Raw genomic sequence first — 19,601 nt, forward strand, 5'->3', positions numbered from 1 at the left:
ACCCTTAAACTTGATGCAAAGGAACCCCTATGAATGTCACAACCGAATTAAACCAACGCCTTAAAGCAGAGCGTGAAGCGGTAGAAATGCTGTATCGCGCCTTTAGTGATAAAAACCCTGATTTACTGGATTTAGCCGTAACTAAAGATTGGAATGACATTCCTTTAGGCCCGGGACAAGGTCCGGGACCCGAAGGCTTTAAACCGTTGCTGGCGGGTTTTATTAAAGCGTTTCCTGATATCAACATCACCGTGCACGATATGGTGCAAGAGCAGGGGAAAATCGCGGTGCGCGCCGAGATCACCGGCACGCATCACGGTGAGTTTATGGGGATTGCGCCAACCGGACACGGGATTCGCGTGCGTCTTCATGAGTTTCATCTGCTGGATGGTGAACGCGTTACCACAACCTGGCATATGGAAGATTGGCTCGCAATGTTCCAGCAGTTGGGCCAGTTTCCACCGGCTTAACACTATGAATTCTCCGTACTGAATTACCCCCTAATCTGACCCTATTTATATATAAAATTTTAACCTTGATTACAGGTAGCTATAGCCAACTTAGTTGCCTGATTAACTAAACCACAGCAGCGAGGCCAGAATTTACGGGGGAAATCATTAAAGTATGTTGTAACTATATCGTGTAACATTGGGGCGCCGGCGAATTTCAATCCGCAATGACGGGTAAAGTTGAGCGTCATCAGCGTCTTATCGCGCCAGGCTCAGGCGATTTCAGGGTGAAATCGCCTGCAACCATGTGCAGGCGATTAACATTTACCAGCGCGTCGCTTGCATATCGATAACGAAGCGGTACTTCACATCACCCTTCAACATGCGTGCAAAAGCGGTTTCGATCTCTTCACCGGCAATTAACTCAATGTCAGCAGTGATATTGTGCTGGCCGCAGAAATCCAGCATTTCCTGGGTTTCCTGAATACTACCAATCGATGAACCGCTGATGCTCAAACGACGATTCACCATCGGCGTGACGTTAGGAGACTGGTGCGGCTGCTCGGGAATGCCGACCAGCACTAAACGACCGTTGGTTTTCAGCGTGGCAAGGTAAGGATCGAGATCGTGCGGCGCTGAGACGCAATCCACTATGAAATCGAGTGAAGTTTGTGCCGCCGCCATCTGCTCCGCATCACGTGAAACCACTACGCGCGCAGCGCCTAAACGCAGCGCATCTTCACCTTTGGCCGGTGAAGTGGTGAACAGCGTGACTTCCGCGCCCATCGCGCTCGCCAGCTTAACCGCCATATGACCTAATCCGCCCAGGCCGACCACGCCAACTTTATCACCGGCTTTCACGTTAAAGTGACGCAGCGGCGACCACACAGTGACGCCCGCACACAACAGCGGCGCAACGCCCGCTAACGGCAAGGTTTGCGGTACGGACACCACGAAGTGCTGATCGACCACGACATTTTGTGCGTAGCCGCCCCACGTGCTGTCGCCAGTGTATTTATCGATGCCGTTGTAAGTTGCAACAAAGCCGGATTCACAATATTGCTCTTCTTTCTGCTGGCAAAATTGGCATTCGCGGCACGAATCGACCATCACGCCCACGCCCACGACATCGCCCGCTTTGAAATGGGTTACGTCCGCACCGGTTTCGACAACGCGTCCGACGATTTCATGTCCCGGCACCAGCGGATAGCGACTGACCGCCCATTCGTTACGTGCCATATGCAGATCCGAATGGCACACGCCGCAGTACAAAATTTCAATTTTGACATCCTGCTGCTGCAGCGGGCGCAGTGCAATCTGGCTGGAAGAGAGCGGTTTAGCCGCGTCTTGCGCGACTAATGCATTGATTTTCATAGTGCCTCCGTAATGAACTAGCTTTAGCTAGCTGAAGGCGGCAGACTATAGTGAACATGGTGCGAAATTGATAGTAGTTACCATTTGGTAACCATATAGGAGACGTAAACGATGCCCGCAATTGTTGACGGTAAGCTGTTTTTTTATGCGGATTCGCCGCCGCGCCGGCTAATGGATCTGTTTTCGGTGAAATGGAGCAGCATGGTTCTGCACGCGCTGTATCACTGGCCGAACCATCGCGCACGTACTGGCGAGTTGCAGCGCAGCCTGCAGGGAATTTCGAAGAAGATGTTGTTTCAGACATTGAAAGAACTGGAGCAGCGCGGGCTGATTGCACGTCACGTTTATGATGTAGTGCCGCCGAAAGTCGATTACCGCTTAACGCCGCTCGGCATGACGTTCGCGGCACCGATTGAGCAGATGTATCAATGGGGGCTGGAGAATCAGGCGGCGCTGGATGAGATGGAAGCCCACTATCGCGCCGCTACGGACACGCCATCAGCCGCGCTACACATTCCCGGTCCTGCTGCTGACGCGGATTAAACACCACCAGACTTAAACCCGATTTGCCTTCAACCGCGAAGGTGCTGTATTCCAGCTCCAGCACACCTTCGTCCGGCAGCCACAGCTGTTTGATGCCTTCGCCATGCTGGCTCACTTCTTGCGATTGCCATAGCTGGCGGAAGGTGTCGCTCATCTCGCACAGCTCTTCTACCAGCGCGCGCACATGCTCGCTGGCGCCGGTTCGCGCCACGTCCGCGCGGAAGTTGGCCACCATGCCGCGCGTTACTTTATGCCAGTCCGGCAGACGCTTTTTCATCTCCTCGTTACGGAACATCATTAGCAGGATATTGCGCTGGGCAGGCGGCAGCTCGGCATAATCAACAAATACTTTCGTCGCCGCACGGTTCCACGCCACCACTTGCCACTCTGCGGTTTTCACCAACGCTGGCGTGTTCTCCATGCTGTCGAGTACGCGCTGTAGCGATGGCGAAACATCCACGCCCGCTTGCCATGTCACGCCCGGCAGACGATTTTGCGCCAGCAAAAACAGGTGATCGCGCTCGGCGGCGCTCAGTTCTAATGCGCGGGCTAAACGTTCCAGCAATTCTTCCGAAGGCGCGCCGCCTCTGCCCTGCTCCAGCCACGTATACCATGTGGTGCTGACGCACGCGCGCACCGCCACTTCTTCCCGGCGCAGGCCTGGCGTGCGGCGGCGCAGCAAGGTGTAGCCGAGTTTCGCCGCATCCAGCCGCTGGCGGCGTTCGCGCAGATAGTTGCCGAGCACGTTGTCATCTTGCTGAGTCATGCCTTTATCCTGTTAGTGCGTATACCTGTATAAGCTCACGACTTTTCGCCGCGTCACAGACTTTTATGATAGTGCTTCAACTTTGAAAAAGTGGAGCACCAATATGCGAATTTTTGTGACCGGGGCGAGCGGCTTTATCGGTTCCGCCATTGTGAAAAAACTGCAGGCACGCGGTTATCAGGTGCAAGGTCTGGCGCGCAGCGAGGCTTCCGCAGAAAAATTGCAGCAGCAAGGTGTGCAGGTGATTCGCGGCGATCTTGAAGACCTCGTCGGTCTGCGCAGGGCTGTTGAAGAGAGCGACGGCGTAATCCATGCCGGTTATATCCACGATTTCAGCCGCATGGATCATGCTGCCGACGTCGATCAACGCGCGATTCTGGCGATGGGGGAAGTTTTGGCAGGTTCAGATCGTCCGCTGATTGTCACCACCGGCACCGCGTTGGTGTCGCCTGGACGTCTCGCCACCGAACAAATCAGACCGACAGCGGGCGTGCATCCACGTTCCAATTCTAACGTCGCCGCGTTGGCGCTGGCCGACAGCGGCGTGCGCGTGGCGCTGGTGCGCTTGCCGCCAACCGTGCATGGCGCGGGCGATCATGGATTTATTCCGATGATCATCAACATGGCGAAGGAGAAAGGTGCGGCGGTATATGTCGGCGACGGCGAGAATCGCTGGCCTGCGGTACATCGTGATGATGCAGCTGAACTGTTTTGCCTGGCGGCCGAAAAGGCTGAGCCGGGTGCAATTCTGCATGCGGTGCAGGAGGAAGGAGTGCCGTTCCGTCAGATTGCCGAAACCATCGGCGCCGGATTAGCACTGCCGGTGAAAAGCCTGACATTGGAAGAAGCCAAAGCGTGGTTAGGTTGGATGGCATTTTTCGCCTCTACCGATAATCCGTCCTCCAGCGCGTGGACGCGTGAGACGTTTAACTGGCAGCCGAATGGGCCGGGATTACTGCAGAATATACGTGAGGCGGGATATTTTAAATAACGGTCGCCATGAATGGCGACCCTACGAAGTCAGGTGCGCATTTATGCGCACCTGGAAATGCATCAACCAAACGGCACTTCGCGCGCCAGAATGCGGGCGATCACGTTAAGTGCGCCTTCGTCATTATTGCTTTCGGTTCTGTAACGCGACACCGCGCTAACCGGTGCTGCGGCGTTCGCCATTGAGAAGCTATAGCATGCCTGACGCAGCATTTCGATGTCGTTGGCGCTGTCGCCTACCGCAACCACTTCACAATCATCGATGCCCCATTTTTCCTGTAGCAGCGCGATGCCGTGCGCTTTGTGGCAGCCGGGAATGATCAAATCAACAAAACCAAAACCGCTGGAAACCGGATGCATAATGTTTTCAATCGCGCCCAGCTCAGCGTGCAACCGCTCCATCAAGGCATCAACGCCTTCGTGCGCTAGATTCAGCGAGAACTTAAAGATGGTGTCGTCGATATCGTAGAGATTGTCGCGCTTTTCCAGACGATGGTAGTGATTCGCCAGCATGGCAATCACTTCGTCGGACATTGACGTGTGCACGTACGCACCGTTGCGGCCACAAACCACGGTGCTGATGTCCGGTTCTTTGGCGAGAATATCGAGGATTTGATGCACGCGTTCCTGCGCCAGTTCACCGCAGAAGATCTCTTCATTGCTGTCAGAAACCCATGCGCCGTTTTCCGCGACAAAAGCGATCTCATCTTTGATGTCAGGAAAGTAGCGCAGCAACTGATAATACTGATTGCCGCTGGCGACCACGAAACGAATGCCCTTCTCTTTCAACAACGCATATTGACGCGCAAAGCGCTGCGCGTTGTACTGTTTGTTGTCATCGAGAAAAGTGCCATCCATATCCACCGCAATCATCTTCACTGCCATTTTGCTCTCCCGTTTGCTCATTCGGCTCTATAAAGGTTTTGTTAAGCTTACTCGCGGTGTGGATTATTGAGAATGTGAATAATGAGTTTGTTAACCGCTTTCAGAGATTTCCAGTCCATCTTTTACTGTAAATCGGCGCCTTTTTCCCTGATCCAGGCACAAAACATCTCAGCCATCTCGTGCGCGTAAGCCTGAATCTCTGCTGGCGTGCGCGGCGATTCGGAAAAGTGTTTCCCAACATTGCCCAGCGTACTGTTCAATAAATCTGCGGCGCGCGCCCGTTCGCTCTCCTCTGACTGCGGTAATACTTCACGCAGAAAATCACTGATGACGTTTTCACCTGCCGCGCGCGCTTCCTGCACTTCCGGCGCATCACGATACAGAGGCGCGGCGTCATTCAGCGCGGTGCGCATCGCCGCTTCTTCGCATTCGGAATGTAAAAACGCCAGCGTAAGATCGTGCAGTCGCTGACGCGGTGTGTTGGCGGTATTTCGCAGAATCGCGCCTAACAAATTGCCGGTGCGCTGCCATTCCTCGCTTTGCAATCTGAAAAGAATAGCCGCCTTATTGGGAAAATATTGATACAGCGATCCAATACTCACGCCCGCGCGTTCCGCCACCCGCGCCGTGGTGAAACGCGCGGCCCCTTCCAGTTCCAAAACCTGAGTAGCCGCTTGCAAAATGGCGGAAACCAGCTCGCTGGAGCGTGCCTGCTTGGGTCTTTTTCGCTCTGAAATCTTAGTGTTACGTGGCTCAGCCATCATCATCCCCTGAACACGAATAGTGAAACGCGAATAATTCATCGTATTCTGTTGGCACAGCAAAATCCACTTTGTATGCCCGGAGAACAATATGAATACCTTAACTTCTGCGCCACTGGCGCCGCTGCTCAATTACCTGTTTGAGCTGGCCGATAATATGGCGCATCCAACCAACGATGCTTTCAGAACCATGTCTGATGCCGAACAACATCGCCTGCTGCACAGCAAAACCGATTACCTGGAACTTTACGGACATCTGAAGGAAGTCCCGCTGGCAGTCTCGCGTGAAACCGGCAAGTTGCTGTATATGCTGGCGCGCAGCAGCCATGCCAAAACCATCGTTGAATTTGGTACCTCGTTCGGCATTTCCACGCTGCATTTGGCGGCGGCAGTGCGCGATAACGGTGGCGGCAATATCATCACCTGCGAATTTGAGCAGGGGAAAGTGGCGTTAGCCCGTAACCATTTCGCCGATGCGGGCGTCAGCGATTTAATTGAGGTGCGCGTGGGCGATGCGTTGCAGACATTAAGCCGCGACCTGCCGGCCATCATCGATATGCTGGTGCTGGACGGCGCAAAAGCGATCTATCCGGAGATCGTGACGCTGGTGCAGCCGTTTTTGCGTCCTGGCGCGCTAATTGTTGCCGACGATGCCGATTTCAGCCCGGAATATCTGGAGCTGGTGCACAGCAGTAGAGGGTTTATGTCGCTGCCGTTTAATGATGGGGTTGAGGTTTCGATGTGGTTGGGTGCAGCGTAATTGAGGAGGTCGCCATGAATGGCGACCCTACAAATCAATTAAACCATGGCTGGAAGGGATCGGGGAATTCTGCCCAATTATCGGGGCCGAGCGCCATTTCCTCATCGGTTAGCAGCGCCTGTTCCAGTTTGTTTCGCAGCGCTGTTTCATCCATGTCGATGCCGATAAACACCAGTTCCTGACGCGCGTCGCCGCTACCGTCAACCCAATTCTCTAAGATGTAGCCAAGGTTTTCCGCATCTTCCGGCCAGCGATCCTTAGGTACGCTGGCCCACCACATCCCGGCTAAACCCTGGCGCGACACGCCGCCCGCCTGCGACCATGAACCGGCATGGCGCGGACGGCTGGCGAGCCAGAAGTAGCCTTTAGAACGCACCACGCCGCGCATCTCGTTTTCAATCAACTGGAAAAAACGCATCGGATGGAATGGGCGACGTGCGCGGAACACGAAGTTACGAATGCCATATTCTTCCGTTTCTGGCGTGTGTTCACCACGCAACTCCTGCAGCCAGCCCGGCGCCTGTGCGGCGGCATCAAAATTAAACAAACCGGTGTTGAGCACCTGATCCAGCCCGACTTTGCCAAATTCAGAGGTAATGATGTTGGCGCGTGGATTGAGCGACGTCAGGATCGCCATTAATCGCGCTTTTTCCGTCTCATCAATCAGGTCGGTTTTGTTGAGGATCAGCACATCACAGAACTCAATTTGATCGACCAACAAATCCACCACCGTGCGCTCATCCTCCGCGCCCAAGGATTCACCGCGCGACTGAATGCTTTCGTTCGATTCATAGTCACGCAGGAAGTTGAAGCCATCGACCACCGTCACCATGGTATCGAGCGAGGCGACTTCAGACAGACTTTGCCCGTCTTCATCGGCGAAGGTGAAGGTCTCCGCCACCGGCAACGGTTCAGAAATGCCGGTCGATTCGATCACCAGGTTATCGAAGCGGCCATCCTTTGCCAGCCGATTCACCTCCAGCAGCAAATCTTCACGCAGCGTGCAGCAGATGCAGCCGTTGCTCATTTCCACCAGCTTTTCGTCGGTGCGCGACAGCTCTGCCCCGCCCTCGCGCACCAGCGCGGCATCGATATTCACTTCCGACATATCATTGACGATCACCGCCACGCGACGACCTTCGCGGTTATTAAGAATATGATTGAGCAGCGTGGTTTTACCTGCGCCGAGAAAGCCAGAAAGCACGGTGACGGGAAGTTTTTTAAAATCATGCTGATTTTGGGTTAATGCTGACATAGCAACTCCTCTGAATGACAACGTTCACAAGGCGTATAGGCATACGCGCAGTGCTGTTTTTAGTTATGTTATAACATAACAATTAGCGTTGTCATCGAGGAATGTTGATTGAACGGATGGGTCGCCATAAATGGCGACCTTACGGCGTAACAAAAACCCGCGATTACTGATTGTTCGGGTAACTTAAATCGATCGCGTTATCCGGCAACGTAGTGAATTTTTTGATGATGGTGCGGAAATCTGCGTTCGGCTTTAGATCGGCAAACTGTTGCGGATAGAGATCCTTCGCCAGAATTTCCATGCCGATGATGTTGTACGGATGGTTATAGAAATGGTGATAAACACCGTACACGCGGCCTTGTTTCACCGGCTCAATCTGCGCCAGGCCGGTGCGCTTCAGCAGCGTCTGGAAGGTAGCTTTCACTTCCTGCGGTTGCACGCCATAACCAAATGGCAGCACATTGGCGTTCGGACGCTTCGAACCGGTCATGATGTAAACATCCGGTTTCATGGCGATGATTTTCTCCAGCGCGACAAATCCGGCGTTGCCCGGCAGCAGTTCAGAGCCGATATTTTTACCGCCCACCGCTTCCACTAATCCGCCCCAGCCATTGTGACTGTGCGTAAAGCAGCAGTTGTCGCTATTACCGGCGATTGGTTCGATAAACACCGTTGGTTTGTCTTTCACTTGCGCCACGCCTTGAGTGATGCGCGCGAATTTCTGCTGATAAAAATCGGTGTAAGCCTTGGCCTGAGTTTCGCGGTTCAGCACTTTGCCGAGCAGCGTCACGCTCGGTGCAGTGTTCTGCGCCGGATGCAGTTCGTAATCCACGAACACCACCGGAATATGCAGATTCTGCAACGTAGCGAGCACGCCCGATTGCTGCAACGCCGGTTTGGCGCGCAGTTGCGCAATCATCAGATCCGGTTTCTGCGCCAGCACGCTTTCGAGGTTGACCTGGCCCTGATCGCTAAAGCCCATATCGACGATTTTCGTCGCTTCCGGCCAGCGCCCTTTCAGAACATCCCAGGTTTGCGTGTCCTGCTTTTTCGGCAGATTATTCCACGCCACCACGCGCTTAAACGGGTCATCGCGGTCCAGCAGCGCCAGCGTCAAAATGTCGCGCCCATCCTGCAGAATGATGTGCTGCGGCTCTTTATTGATGGTTTGCGTACTGCCGTCCATATCTGTAACGGTCAGCGGATAAGTGGAGGCGGCAGCCGCCGTTGAAGCCAGTAATCCCATTGCCAAAAGCAGGCGCGTTTTCATCCCATAACTCCGTGGTAAAAAGAATAGTTATTATTATCAATTACCTTAACACAACCTTAAGTGGCGAGAATAAACGCCACTTCAATCAGGTGTAACGGAGTTTTACGAGAGCGCTGTCAGGTGAAATCAGACAGTTTTTGTCCGGAGGTGATCAGTTCCTGTAGCAACATCTGACGGCGTTCCTGCGGCGTATCGCGGCTGACCATAAAGCAGATTGCCGCCACGGCCTGGCCGCTGCGTGAACGGATCGGCGCCGCCATGCAGCAGGTAAAGCTTTCCGACAAGCCTTCCGTCATGCAGTAACCGAGTTTTCCGGCGTGATGAATTTCATCAAGAAACGCCTGCTTATCGAGGATCTGGCCGCTGGCGAGGCGATAATCCTCCTCCGGGATCAGATCCAGAATCGCGCTATCCGACCAGTTACTCAGCAGTAAGCGGCCGGTCGCGGTCCAGGTAATTGGCACACGCACGCCGATATCTGAGGTGATTTTGAACGGATGCGCATTACTCTCAGAGAGCACCACGGTGTATTTATTGCCTTCCAGCATACAGAGCTGCACGGTTTCGCCGTGGCGCGCCACAATCTCCACCATCAACTGATGCGCCCGGCGGATCAGATCGTTGTGCGCCATATAATCCGCACCGTAATAGTGCATCTCACGGCCAAAGAACACCGCGCCTTCGGCATCCAATTCCACCAAACCGGCTTCACTCAACAGGCTGACTAATTCATAGATACTGGAACGAGGTGCGCCGGTTGCGTCGATCAACGCGCGCATCGACATCGGTTGGCGTGCGCTGTGCAACTGCCGAAAGATATCAATAACCCGGTCAACGCCGCGCGCCCGCGAGGTTTTTTCATCCGGCATAAACTCACTCCTTGGTGGCATGGCTATAAAAGGCATAGGCAATGAAAGAGAGGCATGATACACCGCGCATCAACTTTTACCCATCCCGGATTAAATAAATATTAATCACCCGCCATTTATTATCACGATCAATTTTGGTGCCTCATTATGGCGCACCACGCTCACTTTACCGTTAAAAAAATACGATAGCGATCACACTCCAATTTAAATACACACTCGACTTAAATTTATTTTGCGATCCGGACGACATCACAAAAAATTAAATAGCGGTGCACATATTGCAAAAGAAAAATTCCTGTGCAAATCTTGCCCTATCCAGTATTGCAGATAGCAGTCTGGTATATCAGACAACATAGTTAGCAGATTTTCGCTGCAACAGGAGCAGGAACGGATGACGATTAAACGTTATGGCGTCGAAGGCGGAACCGGCACCGGCGGGCAGAAACTGCCGTTTGCCCGCGCGGTGGAAGCCGATGGCTGGCTCTACATCTCCGGCCAGACGCCGATGCGCGACGGCGAAGTGGTGGAAGGCGGTATCATCGAACAGACGCAGCTGGCGTTCGAAAACTGTCTCACTATCATGCGCGAAGCCGGTTATCGCGTGGAAGATGTGGTGCACGTTACGGCGGTATTAACCGACGCGCGTTATTTCAGTTCATTTAATAAAGTATTCAGTGAGATATTCAGCGGAAATCCACCGGCACGTATTTGTAGCGTGCAGGATTTAGTGGTCGACTGCAAAGTCGAAGTCGATATGAAATGCTTCCGCGCCGATCGTAAATAAATATTACGGTTAAAACAGGCTGGCGAATGTTTACTTTCTCCGCCCACACCAGGACAGCCTGTTATTAATTGATGCCTTTCTATTTTGCTGTGAAATAACGGTATTACGCCGTCTCGTCAAAATTTCTAAAGAGAGCATAACAATGAAGATAACATCGCTAAAAGTGAGTCTCAACGCGCTAGCCGGCGCGCTGGTATTACTGACGCTGGCGGGCTGTACGCCAACCGAAGAGAAAAAAGAGGCGGGCGCCGCACCGCAGTCAGCGCTGCAAACCGTATTGCAACGCGGCACGCTGCGCGTCGGTGATTGCCTGAGTTTCGCCCCGTTTGGGTTTTACGATAAAGACGGCAACCCGGATGGCTACGATGTTGATCTCGCCAAAGCGCTGGCTAAAGAGATGGGCGTGAAGCTGGAAATGGTCAACACCACCAGCGCCAACCGCATCCCTAATCTGCAAACCAATAAAGTGGATGTGGTGTTCTGCAACTTCACCCGCAATCTGGAACGCGCCAAAGAGATCGGCTTCACCAATCCGTATGTGGTGGCGAGTGAAGCGATGCTGGTGCGTAAAAACAGTGGCATTCAGTCCGCACACGATATGGGCGGCAAAACCATCGCCACGGTGAAAGGCTCAACCAACGGCGATGAAGTACGCAATCTGGGCATTGACGTGAAAATCCAGGAGTACGACTCTTCGCAAGCGGCCATCCTCGCGGTGAAACAGGGCCAGGCCGATGCGATGATCGAGGATAACAACTTCCTCGCCTATCAGGCCAAGCTCGACCCGACATTAACCGTAACCAACGAAGCGCTGGTGCCGCTGGAATACAACGCCTTCGGCGTGAAACAGGGCGATCAGGTCTGGACCAACTACCTCAACGAATTCCTGTTTGAAATTAACGCCTCCGGCGAAAACGCCCAGCTGTATCAGAAATGGTTTGGCAACAAACCGCGTTACCCGCTGAATCCGCAATATTGATCCCCACGCGGCGCGGCAGCTGATGCTGCGCCGCCCGAAGGAGCAGAACCATGAGTTATCAATGGCTAACCCTGTGGCGCTACGCCGACACTTTTCTTGACGCCGCGTGGCTCACCTTGCAGGTGACGTTGCTGGCGTTTGCGCTGGCGGTGGCGCTCGGTTTGCTCTCGGCGCTGGCGAAAGCGTCGCCGCTGGCCCCGCTGCGCTGGATCAGTCACTGCTACGTTGAGTTCATCCGCAACACGCCAGTGCTGCTGCAGATCTTCATCATCTTCTTTGGTCTGCCATCGCTCGGCATCACCATGAGCGCCTTTACTGCGGGCGTGCTGGCGCTGGGGATTAACGTCGGTGCCTATCTGTCCGAAACCTTCCGCGCGGGCATTCAATCGGTGCCGAAAGGCCAGCTTGAAGCCGCGTGGGTGCTGGGCATTCCGCGTCGTCAGGTGTTTCTCACCGTGGTACTGCCGCAGGCGGCGCGCGCGGTGTGGCCCGCTATTATCAACAACCTGATTCAATTGCTGCTCGGCACCTCTTTGCTGTCGGCGATTGCGCTGCCCGAACTGACCGGCACCGCCACGGTGATCAACGCGCGTACGCTGCTGTATATCCAGACCTTTAGCGTGGTGGCATTGGTGTATCTGGTGCTGAGCAACCTGTTCTCCTGGCTGGGTACGATTGCAGGACGGCGCATGTTTCACCCGCCGCTGGTGACCCCGATAAAAAAGTCCGCCTGGTGGTGGGCAAGAAAATGGCTGACTAATCCAGTGAAACGGGAGAACGCGCTATGAACGAGTTAATCATCAGTTCGTTACCGATTCTGCTAAAAGGGCTCGGTATCACACTGCTGCTGTCGGTGGCTGCGATTATTGGCAGCACGCTGCTGGGCTTGCTGGCGGCGGTGTTGCGCACCAGTCGCTTGCCGGTGCTGAAGCAGGTTGCAGTGATCTACACCGAACTGTTTCGCGGCACGCCGGTGCTGATCACGCTGATGTTCATCTACTTCGGCGTGGCCTATTTTGGCTATGACATCAACCTGTTTGCCGCCGGTATTCTTGGTCTGAGCATCTATCAGGGCGCGTATATCGCCGAGGTGTTTCGCGCGGGTATTGAAGCGGTGCCGAAAGGTCAGTGGGAAGTGTCATGGATTTTGGGCCTGTCGAAGCGTCAGACCTTTATGAGCGTGATCCTGCCGCAAACGCGCGGCATCGTGCTGCCGCCGCTGGCGGGCCAGTATCTTTCCCTGATCAAAGATACCTCGATCGTCAGCATGATCGGCATGTCCGAACTGATGCATCAAGGCCAGGCGATTGTCGATCGCATCGGTCAGCCGGTCATCGTTTACGGCCTGGTCGCCCTGCTCTACTTCGCTGTCTGCTTCCCGCTTTCCCGTTGGGTTCAACATCATCAAACCAGGAGCCAAATTTCATGAGCAAATCCGCCATTACCTTAAGCCGGATAACAAAATCGTTTGGCGCAACTCAGGTGCTGAAAGAGATCAGCCTTGATGTTTCACCGGGTGAAGTGCTGGTGCTGATTGGCGCGTCCGGCTCCGGCAAAAGTACCGTGTTGCGCATCATGAGCGGACTGGAAGTGGCCGACGGCGGTGAAGTGTGGGTCAACGACGTGCCGCTGCATCAACGCAAACGCGCCAGTGAAATTTGCGGCCACGTTGGCATGGTGTTCCAGCAGTTCAACCTGTTCCCGCATAAAACCGCGCTCGGCAACGTCACGCTGGCGCTGATCAAAGCACAAAAGCTGTCGGAAGCCGAAGCCAATAAACGCGGCATGGCGGCGCTCACGCGCGTCGGACTCGCCGAGCGCGCGCATCACTATCCGGCGCAGCTTTCCGGCGGTCAGCAGCAGCGCGTGGCGATTGCCCGTGCGCTGGCAGTCGAACCGAAAATCATGTTCTTCGATGAAGCCACCTCAGCGCTGGATCCAGAACTGGTGGGTGAAGTAATGGAAGTGATGCGCAGCCTGGCGCGTGAAGGCATGACCATGGTGGTGGTAACGCACGAGATGGGCTTTGCGCGCAAAACCGCTGACCGCGTGGTGTTTATGGATCAGGGCGTGATTGCCGAACAAGGTTCGCCCGAGCAGATCTTCGTTAATCCGCAGAACCCGCGCACTCAGCAGTTCTTATCACGCGTACTTGAGCACTAACAGGAGGATCTATGTCGATTCGCTTTCCGCTGCAGGCGGATGGATTACTGGATGCGCAGCAAACCGCGCCACGTTTTAAATCGGTTGCGGGTGCCGGTGATGCGCCGCTGGCTATCGGCACCGCAGTACTCAGCAGCGATCAGGTGTTCTCGCCGCTGATGATCATGAAGCAGTCGGCGCTGGAGAATAACCTGCGCCAGCTGGCGGACTTCTGCCGTGAAAACGGCGTGATGCTCGCCGCGCACGGGAAAACCTCGATGTCGCCCGCCATTCTGCGCCGCGCGATTACCGAAGGCGGCGCGTGGGGTTTGGGTGCCGCTACGCCTGCGCAGGTTCGCGCGCTGCGCCAGTTCGGCATCCGCAATGTGTTTCTCGCCAATCAACTGGTCGATCCGGCGGGCATTCGCTGGATTGCGCAGTGGCAGCAGCAGCATCCCGATCACGGCTTCCTGTGTTACGTCGATTCGCTGCAAGGCGTAAAGCTTTTGGCGCAGAATCTGGGCGACAGCCAGATTTCGGTGCTGCTGGAGATGTCAGTAAGCGGCGGCCGCACTGGCTGTCGTTCTCAGCAGGACGCAGTGGCGATTGCCGAAGCGATCGCCGCCTGCCCCGCGCTCAAGCTGGTGGGCGTAGCCGGATATGAAGGCGCGCTGGGCGCAGGCCGTGATGAAAGCGGCATTCAGCGCGTGAAGGATTACTGCCAGATGATGATCGCTACCGCTGAATTGCTTGCAGAAAAGCAGCTGTTCGGCAGCGATCACATCATCCTTAGCGCCGGTGGCGGCGCCTGGTTTGATGTGGTGACGGCGTGTTTTACCGCAGCAAAACTGCCGTTGCCGATGACGCCGCTGATCCGTTCCGGCGCTTATATGGCGCACGACAGCGGATTGTATGCGCGCATCGCGCCCTTTGCTCAGCCGGGCGCAACACATCATTTTGCTGCCGCGCTGGAGATTTGGGGCCGCGTGTTATCGCGCCCGGAACCGGGCCTGGCGTTAGTGGATTTCGGTCGCCGCGATGTACCCTTCGATCAGGATCTGCCGAATCCGCTGTGGGTCCGCAACGCCGATGGCAGCACCCCGCGCACCGCAACGCATCTGCGTATCAGTGATGTAAACGATCAGCACGCTTATTTGCTATTGCCGGAGGATGAGCCGTTGCAGGTAGGCGATTGGGTTGGCTGCGGTATTTCGCATCCTTGTACCGCATTCGATAAATGGCGCTATCTACCGCTGGTGGATGATGATTATTGCGTCACAGATTCACTGGAAACAGCGTTTTGATGAGTTTTTGTACCTTTTATGCAGGGTCGCCATTTATGGCGACCCATTGCGCATAGATTTGTGCGTTATGAAATGTGGATGGTCGCCATAAATGGCGACCCTAAAAAAGCGCGAGTTTAACGGCGTCTTCTGCGTGGATTAAGGTGGTATCGAACAGCGGAACGCTGGCGTCTTCGGCTTTTACCAGCAAAGTGATTTCGGTGCAGCCGAGAATGATCGCTTCTGCGCCCTGCTCCACCAGCTCGGCAATAATCTTGCGGTATTGCGCGCGTGATTCATCACGGATCACGCCAAGACAGAGTTCCTGATAGATGATGTCGTGCACCACTTTGCGTCCTGCTGCATCGGGCACCAGCACCTCAATCTCCGACTGATTAAGCCGACCTTTATAGAACTCCTGCTCCATGGTGAATGCCGTCGCCAGCAGACCGACTTTTTTCACGCCCGCCTGACGAATGCGCTGTGCGGTGGCATCAGCGATATGCAGCAGCGGAATGCTGACCGCATCGGTGATCTGCTGTGCGACTTTGTGCATGGTATTGGTACAGAGCACGATAAAATCTGCGCCACCTTTCTCCAGGCTAACAGCCGCTTCTGCCAGAATTTCACCCGCTTTTTGCCACTCGCCTGCGGCCTGCAACTTTTCGATTTCATGGAAATCAACGCTGTACATCAGGCTGCGCGCGGAGTGTAAACCGCCTAGCTGCTGCTTCACCTGCTCATTGATAATACGGTAATAGAGCGCGGTGGATTCCCAGCTCATCCCGCCAATCAAACCGATCATTTTCATCTGCTTAACTCCGTTTTAAACATGCTGTTCAGCACTGTAATGGTTTTCCGGCCAGCGCGCCGCAGGAAACAGCGATAAACGAATATTGAACAGGTGGAACATGGGCGCAAATAGCGTGTTCTCCTGCAGCGCCGCCGTTTCCAGTCGCAGCAACAGCGTGTTCAGTTCCGCCAGCAATTCCGGTTGCGGCGTGGTTTGCAGCGACTTCAAGCGGCGCTTAAGGAACTGGCTTAGCTCGTGGAACATCGCCGCGCTTTCGATGTGATGTGCCAGCAGCAGCTCACGATGACGCGTGTAGTAGTCGTAGCAGTTTGCGCCCAGCCAGGCTTCAGCGATCAGATTGCCGCCGGAGACCAGCTCTGGCACCGGATCGACACGTTTACGCGGCAGGATGATGTTGACCTTATCCAGCGTGCGCGAGACAAACTGCTGCCGCGCGGTCAGCGTGACGCTGTTGAGCCGCACCGTGGCGATAAAATGCAGCAGCTCGCGGATACCTTTGCGCACCGCACGTTTGGCGGTCCACGACGGACGCTTGTTGCGAATCAGCGCCGTGATCACCACCGCGAAGGTAATACCCACTAGCGTCGAAAGGATAGCGTTCACTATAAGCTGTAGATCGGGCTTAAAGTTGTGGCTCATGCCAATCAAGCCAGGAATCTGCGTGGCGACAATCAGGCCAATCAGGTTGGTCGACGGATTAGCGATAACCAATCCCAGCGCCAGCAAGCCCGGCGCAAGGCAGATCACCAGCGCTTCGAAGGTCACCGCCTGCGGAATCAGCAAGGTGATATACAACAGGCTGATCACCACGGAGATCAGCACACCTTTCAGGAACAGCTTCATCGGTGCAATTGGGCTGTCCATGCCGGCAAAGAAGGAGCACAGCACCGCCGCCATCATCGGCGCGGTGGCACCATCCACCCAGCCGCTGCCAATCCAAAATACGCAGGTGACGAAGGTGGCGATAAAGGCGGTGAACGACGACAGCAGCAACAAACCTTTATCGACGTGTTTATGTGCACGCGCCATCTTTCCGGCTTTAACTGCGGGCGTCCATTCACTGACGCGTTCGCTAACGCTTTGATAGGCATCAACGATGCGCACAAAATTGAGCAAGCGTTCCAGCAATCCCATTAGCAGAATGCTCTCTTCACTGTTGAGCCTTCCCTCTTGCCACGCCTCTTTCAGCTGCTCTTGCGCGTGGCTGAGCTTGTCGCGCACCGGCAGCTGATCTTCACCGTTTAGCCACAGCAAAAATTGCTGGAAGACCTCAGCGATGTAGTCGGGAAAACGGATTTGCTGCTGCGCCAGCAGATTGAGGCGCGACTCGATTGCCGTCAGCGTGGGGATGAAATAGGAGAGATGCTGATATTGCACGCTAACTAAACGCACCAGACGCCGCGCGGCATCGCCTTCATACACGCAGTGCGTGATGAGCGTTTCGACGTTGAGCGGATAGTTGGCCATCTGAATCAGGATATCTTCGCGCTCCACCGACTTTTCAGTGGGCATCGCCGTGACCAGCTCGCTGCACAGCGAGCGCGCATTCTGATACCACTGGTTAACGCTCTGCTCTAACAAATTGCGCATCGAGACCGGCCACAGCAGGCGATGCACCAAGCTGCTGCAAACAATCGCCACGGTGATCTCCTCAACGCGGGAAATCACCGTGTAGGTAATGGCCGAGGGCGACACCACATCGGGAAAACCCATAATCGCTGCGCTGTAGCCCGCCAGCATAAATACGTAGCTCTTCGGCGTGCGGTCGTGCAGCGAAAGATAGAGGCAAACCGCTACCCAAAGTGAGATGCACAGGCTGAACAGCAGCGGATCCTGCACCGTGGCGGGATAGATCAGCAGCGTAAACAGCCCGCCCAGCAGGGTGCCGAAGAAACGGAAAACCGATTTCGATACCGTCGAGCCCGAATAGAGCTGCGAGGCAACGTACACTGTAGTCAGTGACCAGGCCGGTTTATCGAGATTGAGTTCCAGAGCAATGTAAAAAGCCAGAAAGGCAGCAAGACAGGTTTTGGCAGAAAACAGCACTGCGCTTCGTGAAAACCACTTCATAGAACGGGTAAAACCTTATGCAGGCAGCGGAATGGCTTATCCTGACAGAAGCTTTTAGTAATGGCATTTTGATTTGTTATACAAATTATTACCGTGCTAATTATATGGGCATCTATGGAAATCCAAACCCTGTTTGCTGATTACAGTGAATGATCCAGATCACATAAAAAACGGTTATAAGCGATCGAAATTAGTTATTTATTGGTTATATAAGGGCTTTGCTAAGGTGGCAAAAAAACCACACGAGAATCATCATGAAAGCAAAACTTCCTGTCCTGAGCGCTTTAGCTCTCAGCGTTGGCCTGCTCTCCACACACGCCTTCGCCGCCAACCCAGAAACCGTCACCATCGGCTATCAGAAAGCCAACATCTTTGCCCTGCTGAAATATCGCGGCACGCTGGATGAAACCTTTAAAAAGGAAGGCATTGCTATCCGTTGGGTAGAATTCCCAGCTGGTCCGCAGATGTTGGAGGGCTTAAACGTCGGCAGCATTGATTTGGCGGCTACCGGCGATGCGCCGCCCGCCTTCGCGCAGGCCGCGAAAGCCGATTTGATCTATCTCGGTCATTCTCCGGCTAACCCGAAAACGGAAGCCATCGTGGTGCCGAAAGACTCCACAATTAACAGCGTGGCCGATTTGAAAGGCAAACGCGTCGGCCTGAACAAAGGCTCTGACGTTAACTATCTGCTGGTGAAAGCGCTGGAAGATGCGGGGCTTAACTACAAAGACGTGACGCCGGTGTATCTGCCGCCTGCCGATGCGCGCGCTGCGTTCCAGAAAGGCGCAATTGATGCGTGGGTGATTTGGGATCCGTACCTGGCAGAAGTGGAAGCCAACGCCGGTGCGCGTGAAATTCGCAACGCAGAAGGATTGGTGCCGCATTACACCTTCTATCTCGCCAGCCGTCCGTTTGCGGAAGGGCATCCTGATACCGCGAAACAGGTGGTTGATGAACTGAGCAAACTCAGCGATTGGGCGAACAAGAACCCGGATGACGCGGCAGCGATTCTGTCGAAATCGACCGGCCTGGATAAAGCCATCTGGCAAACCACCATTAAACGTCTGCCTTATGGCGCGTCACGCATGACACCACAGGTGTTTGATGAGCAGCAAGCGCTAGCGGATACCTTTACGCGCGTGGGTCTGTTGCCAGTGAAAGTGGATGTGCGCAGCGCTACCTGGTCGCTTGATAAAAAGTAAATTATTAATTAATCCGGGCCTGATAAATGGCCTGGATTTATCTTTTACTCGTAATACGCACAAAAACGGCCTGAGACAGGTTGAGGTTTTCGGGTAAATCACACAGTTTCTGTGGTGCAATGGTCAACGGCGCGCACTTGCTGACCTTGTATGTCTTAAGCGTGATGTTTCCGTCTTGATGATCTTTCAGCTCCTGCATACCCGTCATTAGTTCACTGAAAATATCGCGTTCAGTCATGTCTCAGCCCCTTTTTAATCACGTTCCGCGCCTAACTCAGGCGTCGCGTTGCTGTTTGGTCAGATCGTCACGTTGATCCTTATTGTACTAGCGAAGCATCTCCCTTGATTACGTTTTGATTAGCGTGCGGACAGGTGTTGTGTCAGGGCTGATTGCATTCTGTTGCT

Annotated in this window: 21 protein-coding genes; 11 read left to right on the forward strand and 10 right to left on the reverse strand. The window is 54.4% G+C overall.

Features of this window, described 5'->3' with window-relative positions; translation table 11 throughout:
• Positions 1-29 precede the first annotated feature (29 nt).
• Positions 30-470, forward strand: coding sequence for an ester cyclase (locus ACXIZX_RS23865; protein WP_479405252.1), 441 nt, complete (start codon positions 30-32; stop codon positions 468-470).
• Positions 471-773: 303 nt separating this feature from the next.
• Here the strand turns inward: ACXIZX_RS23865 and ACXIZX_RS23870 are convergent, their stop codons facing one another.
• Complete coding sequence (locus ACXIZX_RS23870) at positions 774-1,823, reverse strand: NAD(P)-dependent alcohol dehydrogenase (RefSeq protein ID WP_479405253.1); 1,050 nt, start codon at positions 1,821-1,823, stop codon at positions 774-776.
• Between the two features lie 111 nt (positions 1,824-1,934).
• Between ACXIZX_RS23870 and ACXIZX_RS23875 the strand changes: the two genes are divergently transcribed.
• Complete coding sequence (locus ACXIZX_RS23875; RefSeq protein WP_479405254.1) at positions 1,935-2,366, forward strand: winged helix-turn-helix transcriptional regulator; 432 nt, start codon at positions 1,935-1,937, stop codon at positions 2,364-2,366.
• On the opposite strand, the gene ACXIZX_RS23880 is transcribed toward ACXIZX_RS23875, so the two are convergent.
• Positions 2,308-3,132, reverse strand: coding sequence for a helix-turn-helix transcriptional regulator (locus ACXIZX_RS23880; protein ID WP_479405255.1), 825 nt, complete (start codon positions 3,130-3,132; stop codon positions 2,308-2,310). The genes ACXIZX_RS23875 and ACXIZX_RS23880 overlap by 59 nt on opposite strands.
• Before the next feature lie 103 nt (positions 3,133-3,235).
• Here ACXIZX_RS23880 and ACXIZX_RS23885 point away from each other — a divergent pair, with 103 nt between their 5' ends.
• A complete protein-coding gene (locus tag ACXIZX_RS23885) occupies positions 3,236-4,123 on the forward strand; it encodes an SDR family oxidoreductase (RefSeq protein WP_479405256.1) in 888 nt (295 codons plus the stop codon).
• Between the two features lie 62 nt (positions 4,124-4,185).
• On the opposite strand, the gene ACXIZX_RS23890 is transcribed toward ACXIZX_RS23885, so the two are convergent.
• Both ACXIZX_RS23890 and ACXIZX_RS23895 read right to left on the reverse strand, forming a co-directional pair.
• Positions 4,186-5,007 carry a Cof-type HAD-IIB family hydrolase gene (locus ACXIZX_RS23890; protein WP_008109141.1) on the reverse strand — a complete coding sequence of 274 codons (822 nt, stop codon included), beginning with the start codon at positions 5,005-5,007 and terminating at the stop codon, positions 4,186-4,188.
• Between the two features lie 122 nt (positions 5,008-5,129).
• The gene (locus tag ACXIZX_RS23895) at positions 5,130-5,768 is read right to left on the reverse strand and encodes a TetR/AcrR family transcriptional regulator (RefSeq protein WP_154190738.1); all 639 of its coding nucleotides are present in this window, start codon (positions 5,766-5,768) and stop codon (positions 5,130-5,132) included.
• Between the two features lie 91 nt (positions 5,769-5,859).
• Here ACXIZX_RS23895 and ACXIZX_RS23900 point away from each other — a divergent pair, with 91 nt between their 5' ends.
• A complete protein-coding gene (locus ACXIZX_RS23900) occupies positions 5,860-6,528 on the forward strand; it encodes an O-methyltransferase (protein WP_479405257.1) in 669 nt (222 codons plus the stop codon).
• Between the two features lie 34 nt (positions 6,529-6,562).
• Here ACXIZX_RS23900 and zigA read toward each other — a convergent pair whose 3' ends face one another.
• The 3 genes from zigA to ACXIZX_RS23915 all read right to left on the reverse strand — a co-directional run bounded on the left by zigA (position 6,563) and on the right by ACXIZX_RS23915 (position 9,922).
• A complete protein-coding gene (gene zigA / locus ACXIZX_RS23905) occupies positions 6,563-7,783 on the reverse strand; it encodes a zinc metallochaperone GTPase ZigA (protein ID WP_479405258.1) in 1,221 nt (406 codons plus the stop codon).
• Between the two features lie 163 nt (positions 7,784-7,946).
• Positions 7,947-9,053: an ABC transporter substrate-binding protein gene (locus ACXIZX_RS23910; RefSeq protein WP_479405259.1), complete on the reverse strand. Its 1,107-nt coding sequence runs from the start codon at positions 9,051-9,053 to the stop codon at positions 7,947-7,949.
• A 116-nt stretch (positions 9,054-9,169) separates the two neighbouring features.
• Positions 9,170-9,922: an IclR family transcriptional regulator gene (locus ACXIZX_RS23915; RefSeq protein ID WP_008109148.1), complete on the reverse strand. Its 753-nt coding sequence runs from the start codon at positions 9,920-9,922 to the stop codon at positions 9,170-9,172.
• A gap of 391 nt (positions 9,923-10,313) precedes the next feature.
• Between ACXIZX_RS23915 and ACXIZX_RS23920 the strand changes: the two genes are divergently transcribed.
• From ACXIZX_RS23920 to ACXIZX_RS23945, 6 genes are all read left to right on the forward strand, one after another.
• On the forward strand, positions 10,314-10,706 hold the full coding sequence (locus tag ACXIZX_RS23920) for a RidA family protein (protein ID WP_008109150.1): 393 nt from the start codon (positions 10,314-10,316) through the stop codon (positions 10,704-10,706).
• Between the two features lie 142 nt (positions 10,707-10,848).
• Positions 10,849-11,685 carry an ABC transporter substrate-binding protein gene (locus ACXIZX_RS23925; RefSeq protein WP_479405260.1) on the forward strand — a complete coding sequence of 279 codons (837 nt, stop codon included), beginning with the start codon at positions 10,849-10,851 and terminating at the stop codon, positions 11,683-11,685.
• 50 nt (positions 11,686-11,735) lie between these two features.
• Positions 11,736-12,473, forward strand: a complete 738-nt coding sequence (locus ACXIZX_RS23930; RefSeq protein ID WP_008109154.1) for an amino acid ABC transporter permease — start codon at positions 11,736-11,738, stop codon at positions 12,471-12,473.
• Positions 12,470-13,114: an amino acid ABC transporter permease gene (locus ACXIZX_RS23935; protein ID WP_061718986.1), complete on the forward strand. Its 645-nt coding sequence runs from the start codon at positions 12,470-12,472 to the stop codon at positions 13,112-13,114. The genes ACXIZX_RS23930 and ACXIZX_RS23935 overlap by 4 nt, the downstream gene beginning before the upstream one ends.
• Positions 13,111-13,848, forward strand: a complete 738-nt coding sequence (locus ACXIZX_RS23940; RefSeq protein WP_008109157.1) for an amino acid ABC transporter ATP-binding protein — start codon at positions 13,111-13,113, stop codon at positions 13,846-13,848. The genes ACXIZX_RS23935 and ACXIZX_RS23940 overlap by 4 nt, the downstream gene beginning before the upstream one ends.
• A gap of 11 nt (positions 13,849-13,859) precedes the next feature.
• Entirely contained in the window at positions 13,860-15,131 is a 1,272-nt protein-coding gene (locus tag ACXIZX_RS23945; protein WP_479405261.1) for an alanine racemase, read from the forward strand.
• Between the two features lie 100 nt (positions 15,132-15,231).
• Here ACXIZX_RS23945 and ACXIZX_RS23950 read toward each other — a convergent pair whose 3' ends face one another.
• Together ACXIZX_RS23950 and ACXIZX_RS23955 are read right to left on the reverse strand one after the other, a co-directional pair.
• The gene (locus ACXIZX_RS23950) at positions 15,232-15,921 is read right to left on the reverse strand and encodes an aspartate/glutamate racemase family protein (protein ID WP_479405262.1); all 690 of its coding nucleotides are present in this window, start codon (positions 15,919-15,921) and stop codon (positions 15,232-15,234) included.
• A gap of 15 nt (positions 15,922-15,936) precedes the next feature.
• A complete protein-coding gene (locus ACXIZX_RS23955; RefSeq protein ID WP_479405263.1) occupies positions 15,937-17,994 on the reverse strand; it encodes an FUSC family protein in 2,058 nt (685 codons plus the stop codon).
• Positions 17,995-18,248: 254 nt separating this feature from the next.
• Here ACXIZX_RS23955 and ACXIZX_RS23960 point away from each other — a divergent pair, with 254 nt between their 5' ends.
• On the forward strand, positions 18,249-19,196 hold the full coding sequence (locus ACXIZX_RS23960; protein WP_479405264.1) for a sulfonate ABC transporter substrate-binding protein: 948 nt from the start codon (positions 18,249-18,251) through the stop codon (positions 19,194-19,196).
• 37 nt (positions 19,197-19,233) lie between these two features.
• Here ACXIZX_RS23960 and ACXIZX_RS23965 read toward each other — a convergent pair whose 3' ends face one another.
• On the reverse strand, positions 19,234-19,434 hold the full coding sequence (locus ACXIZX_RS23965; RefSeq protein ID WP_479405265.1) for a hypothetical protein: 201 nt from the start codon (positions 19,432-19,434) through the stop codon (positions 19,234-19,236).
• Positions 19,435-19,601 lie beyond the last annotated feature (167 nt).

It is taken from the genome of Candidatus Pantoea symbiotica (genome assembly GCF_056491525.1).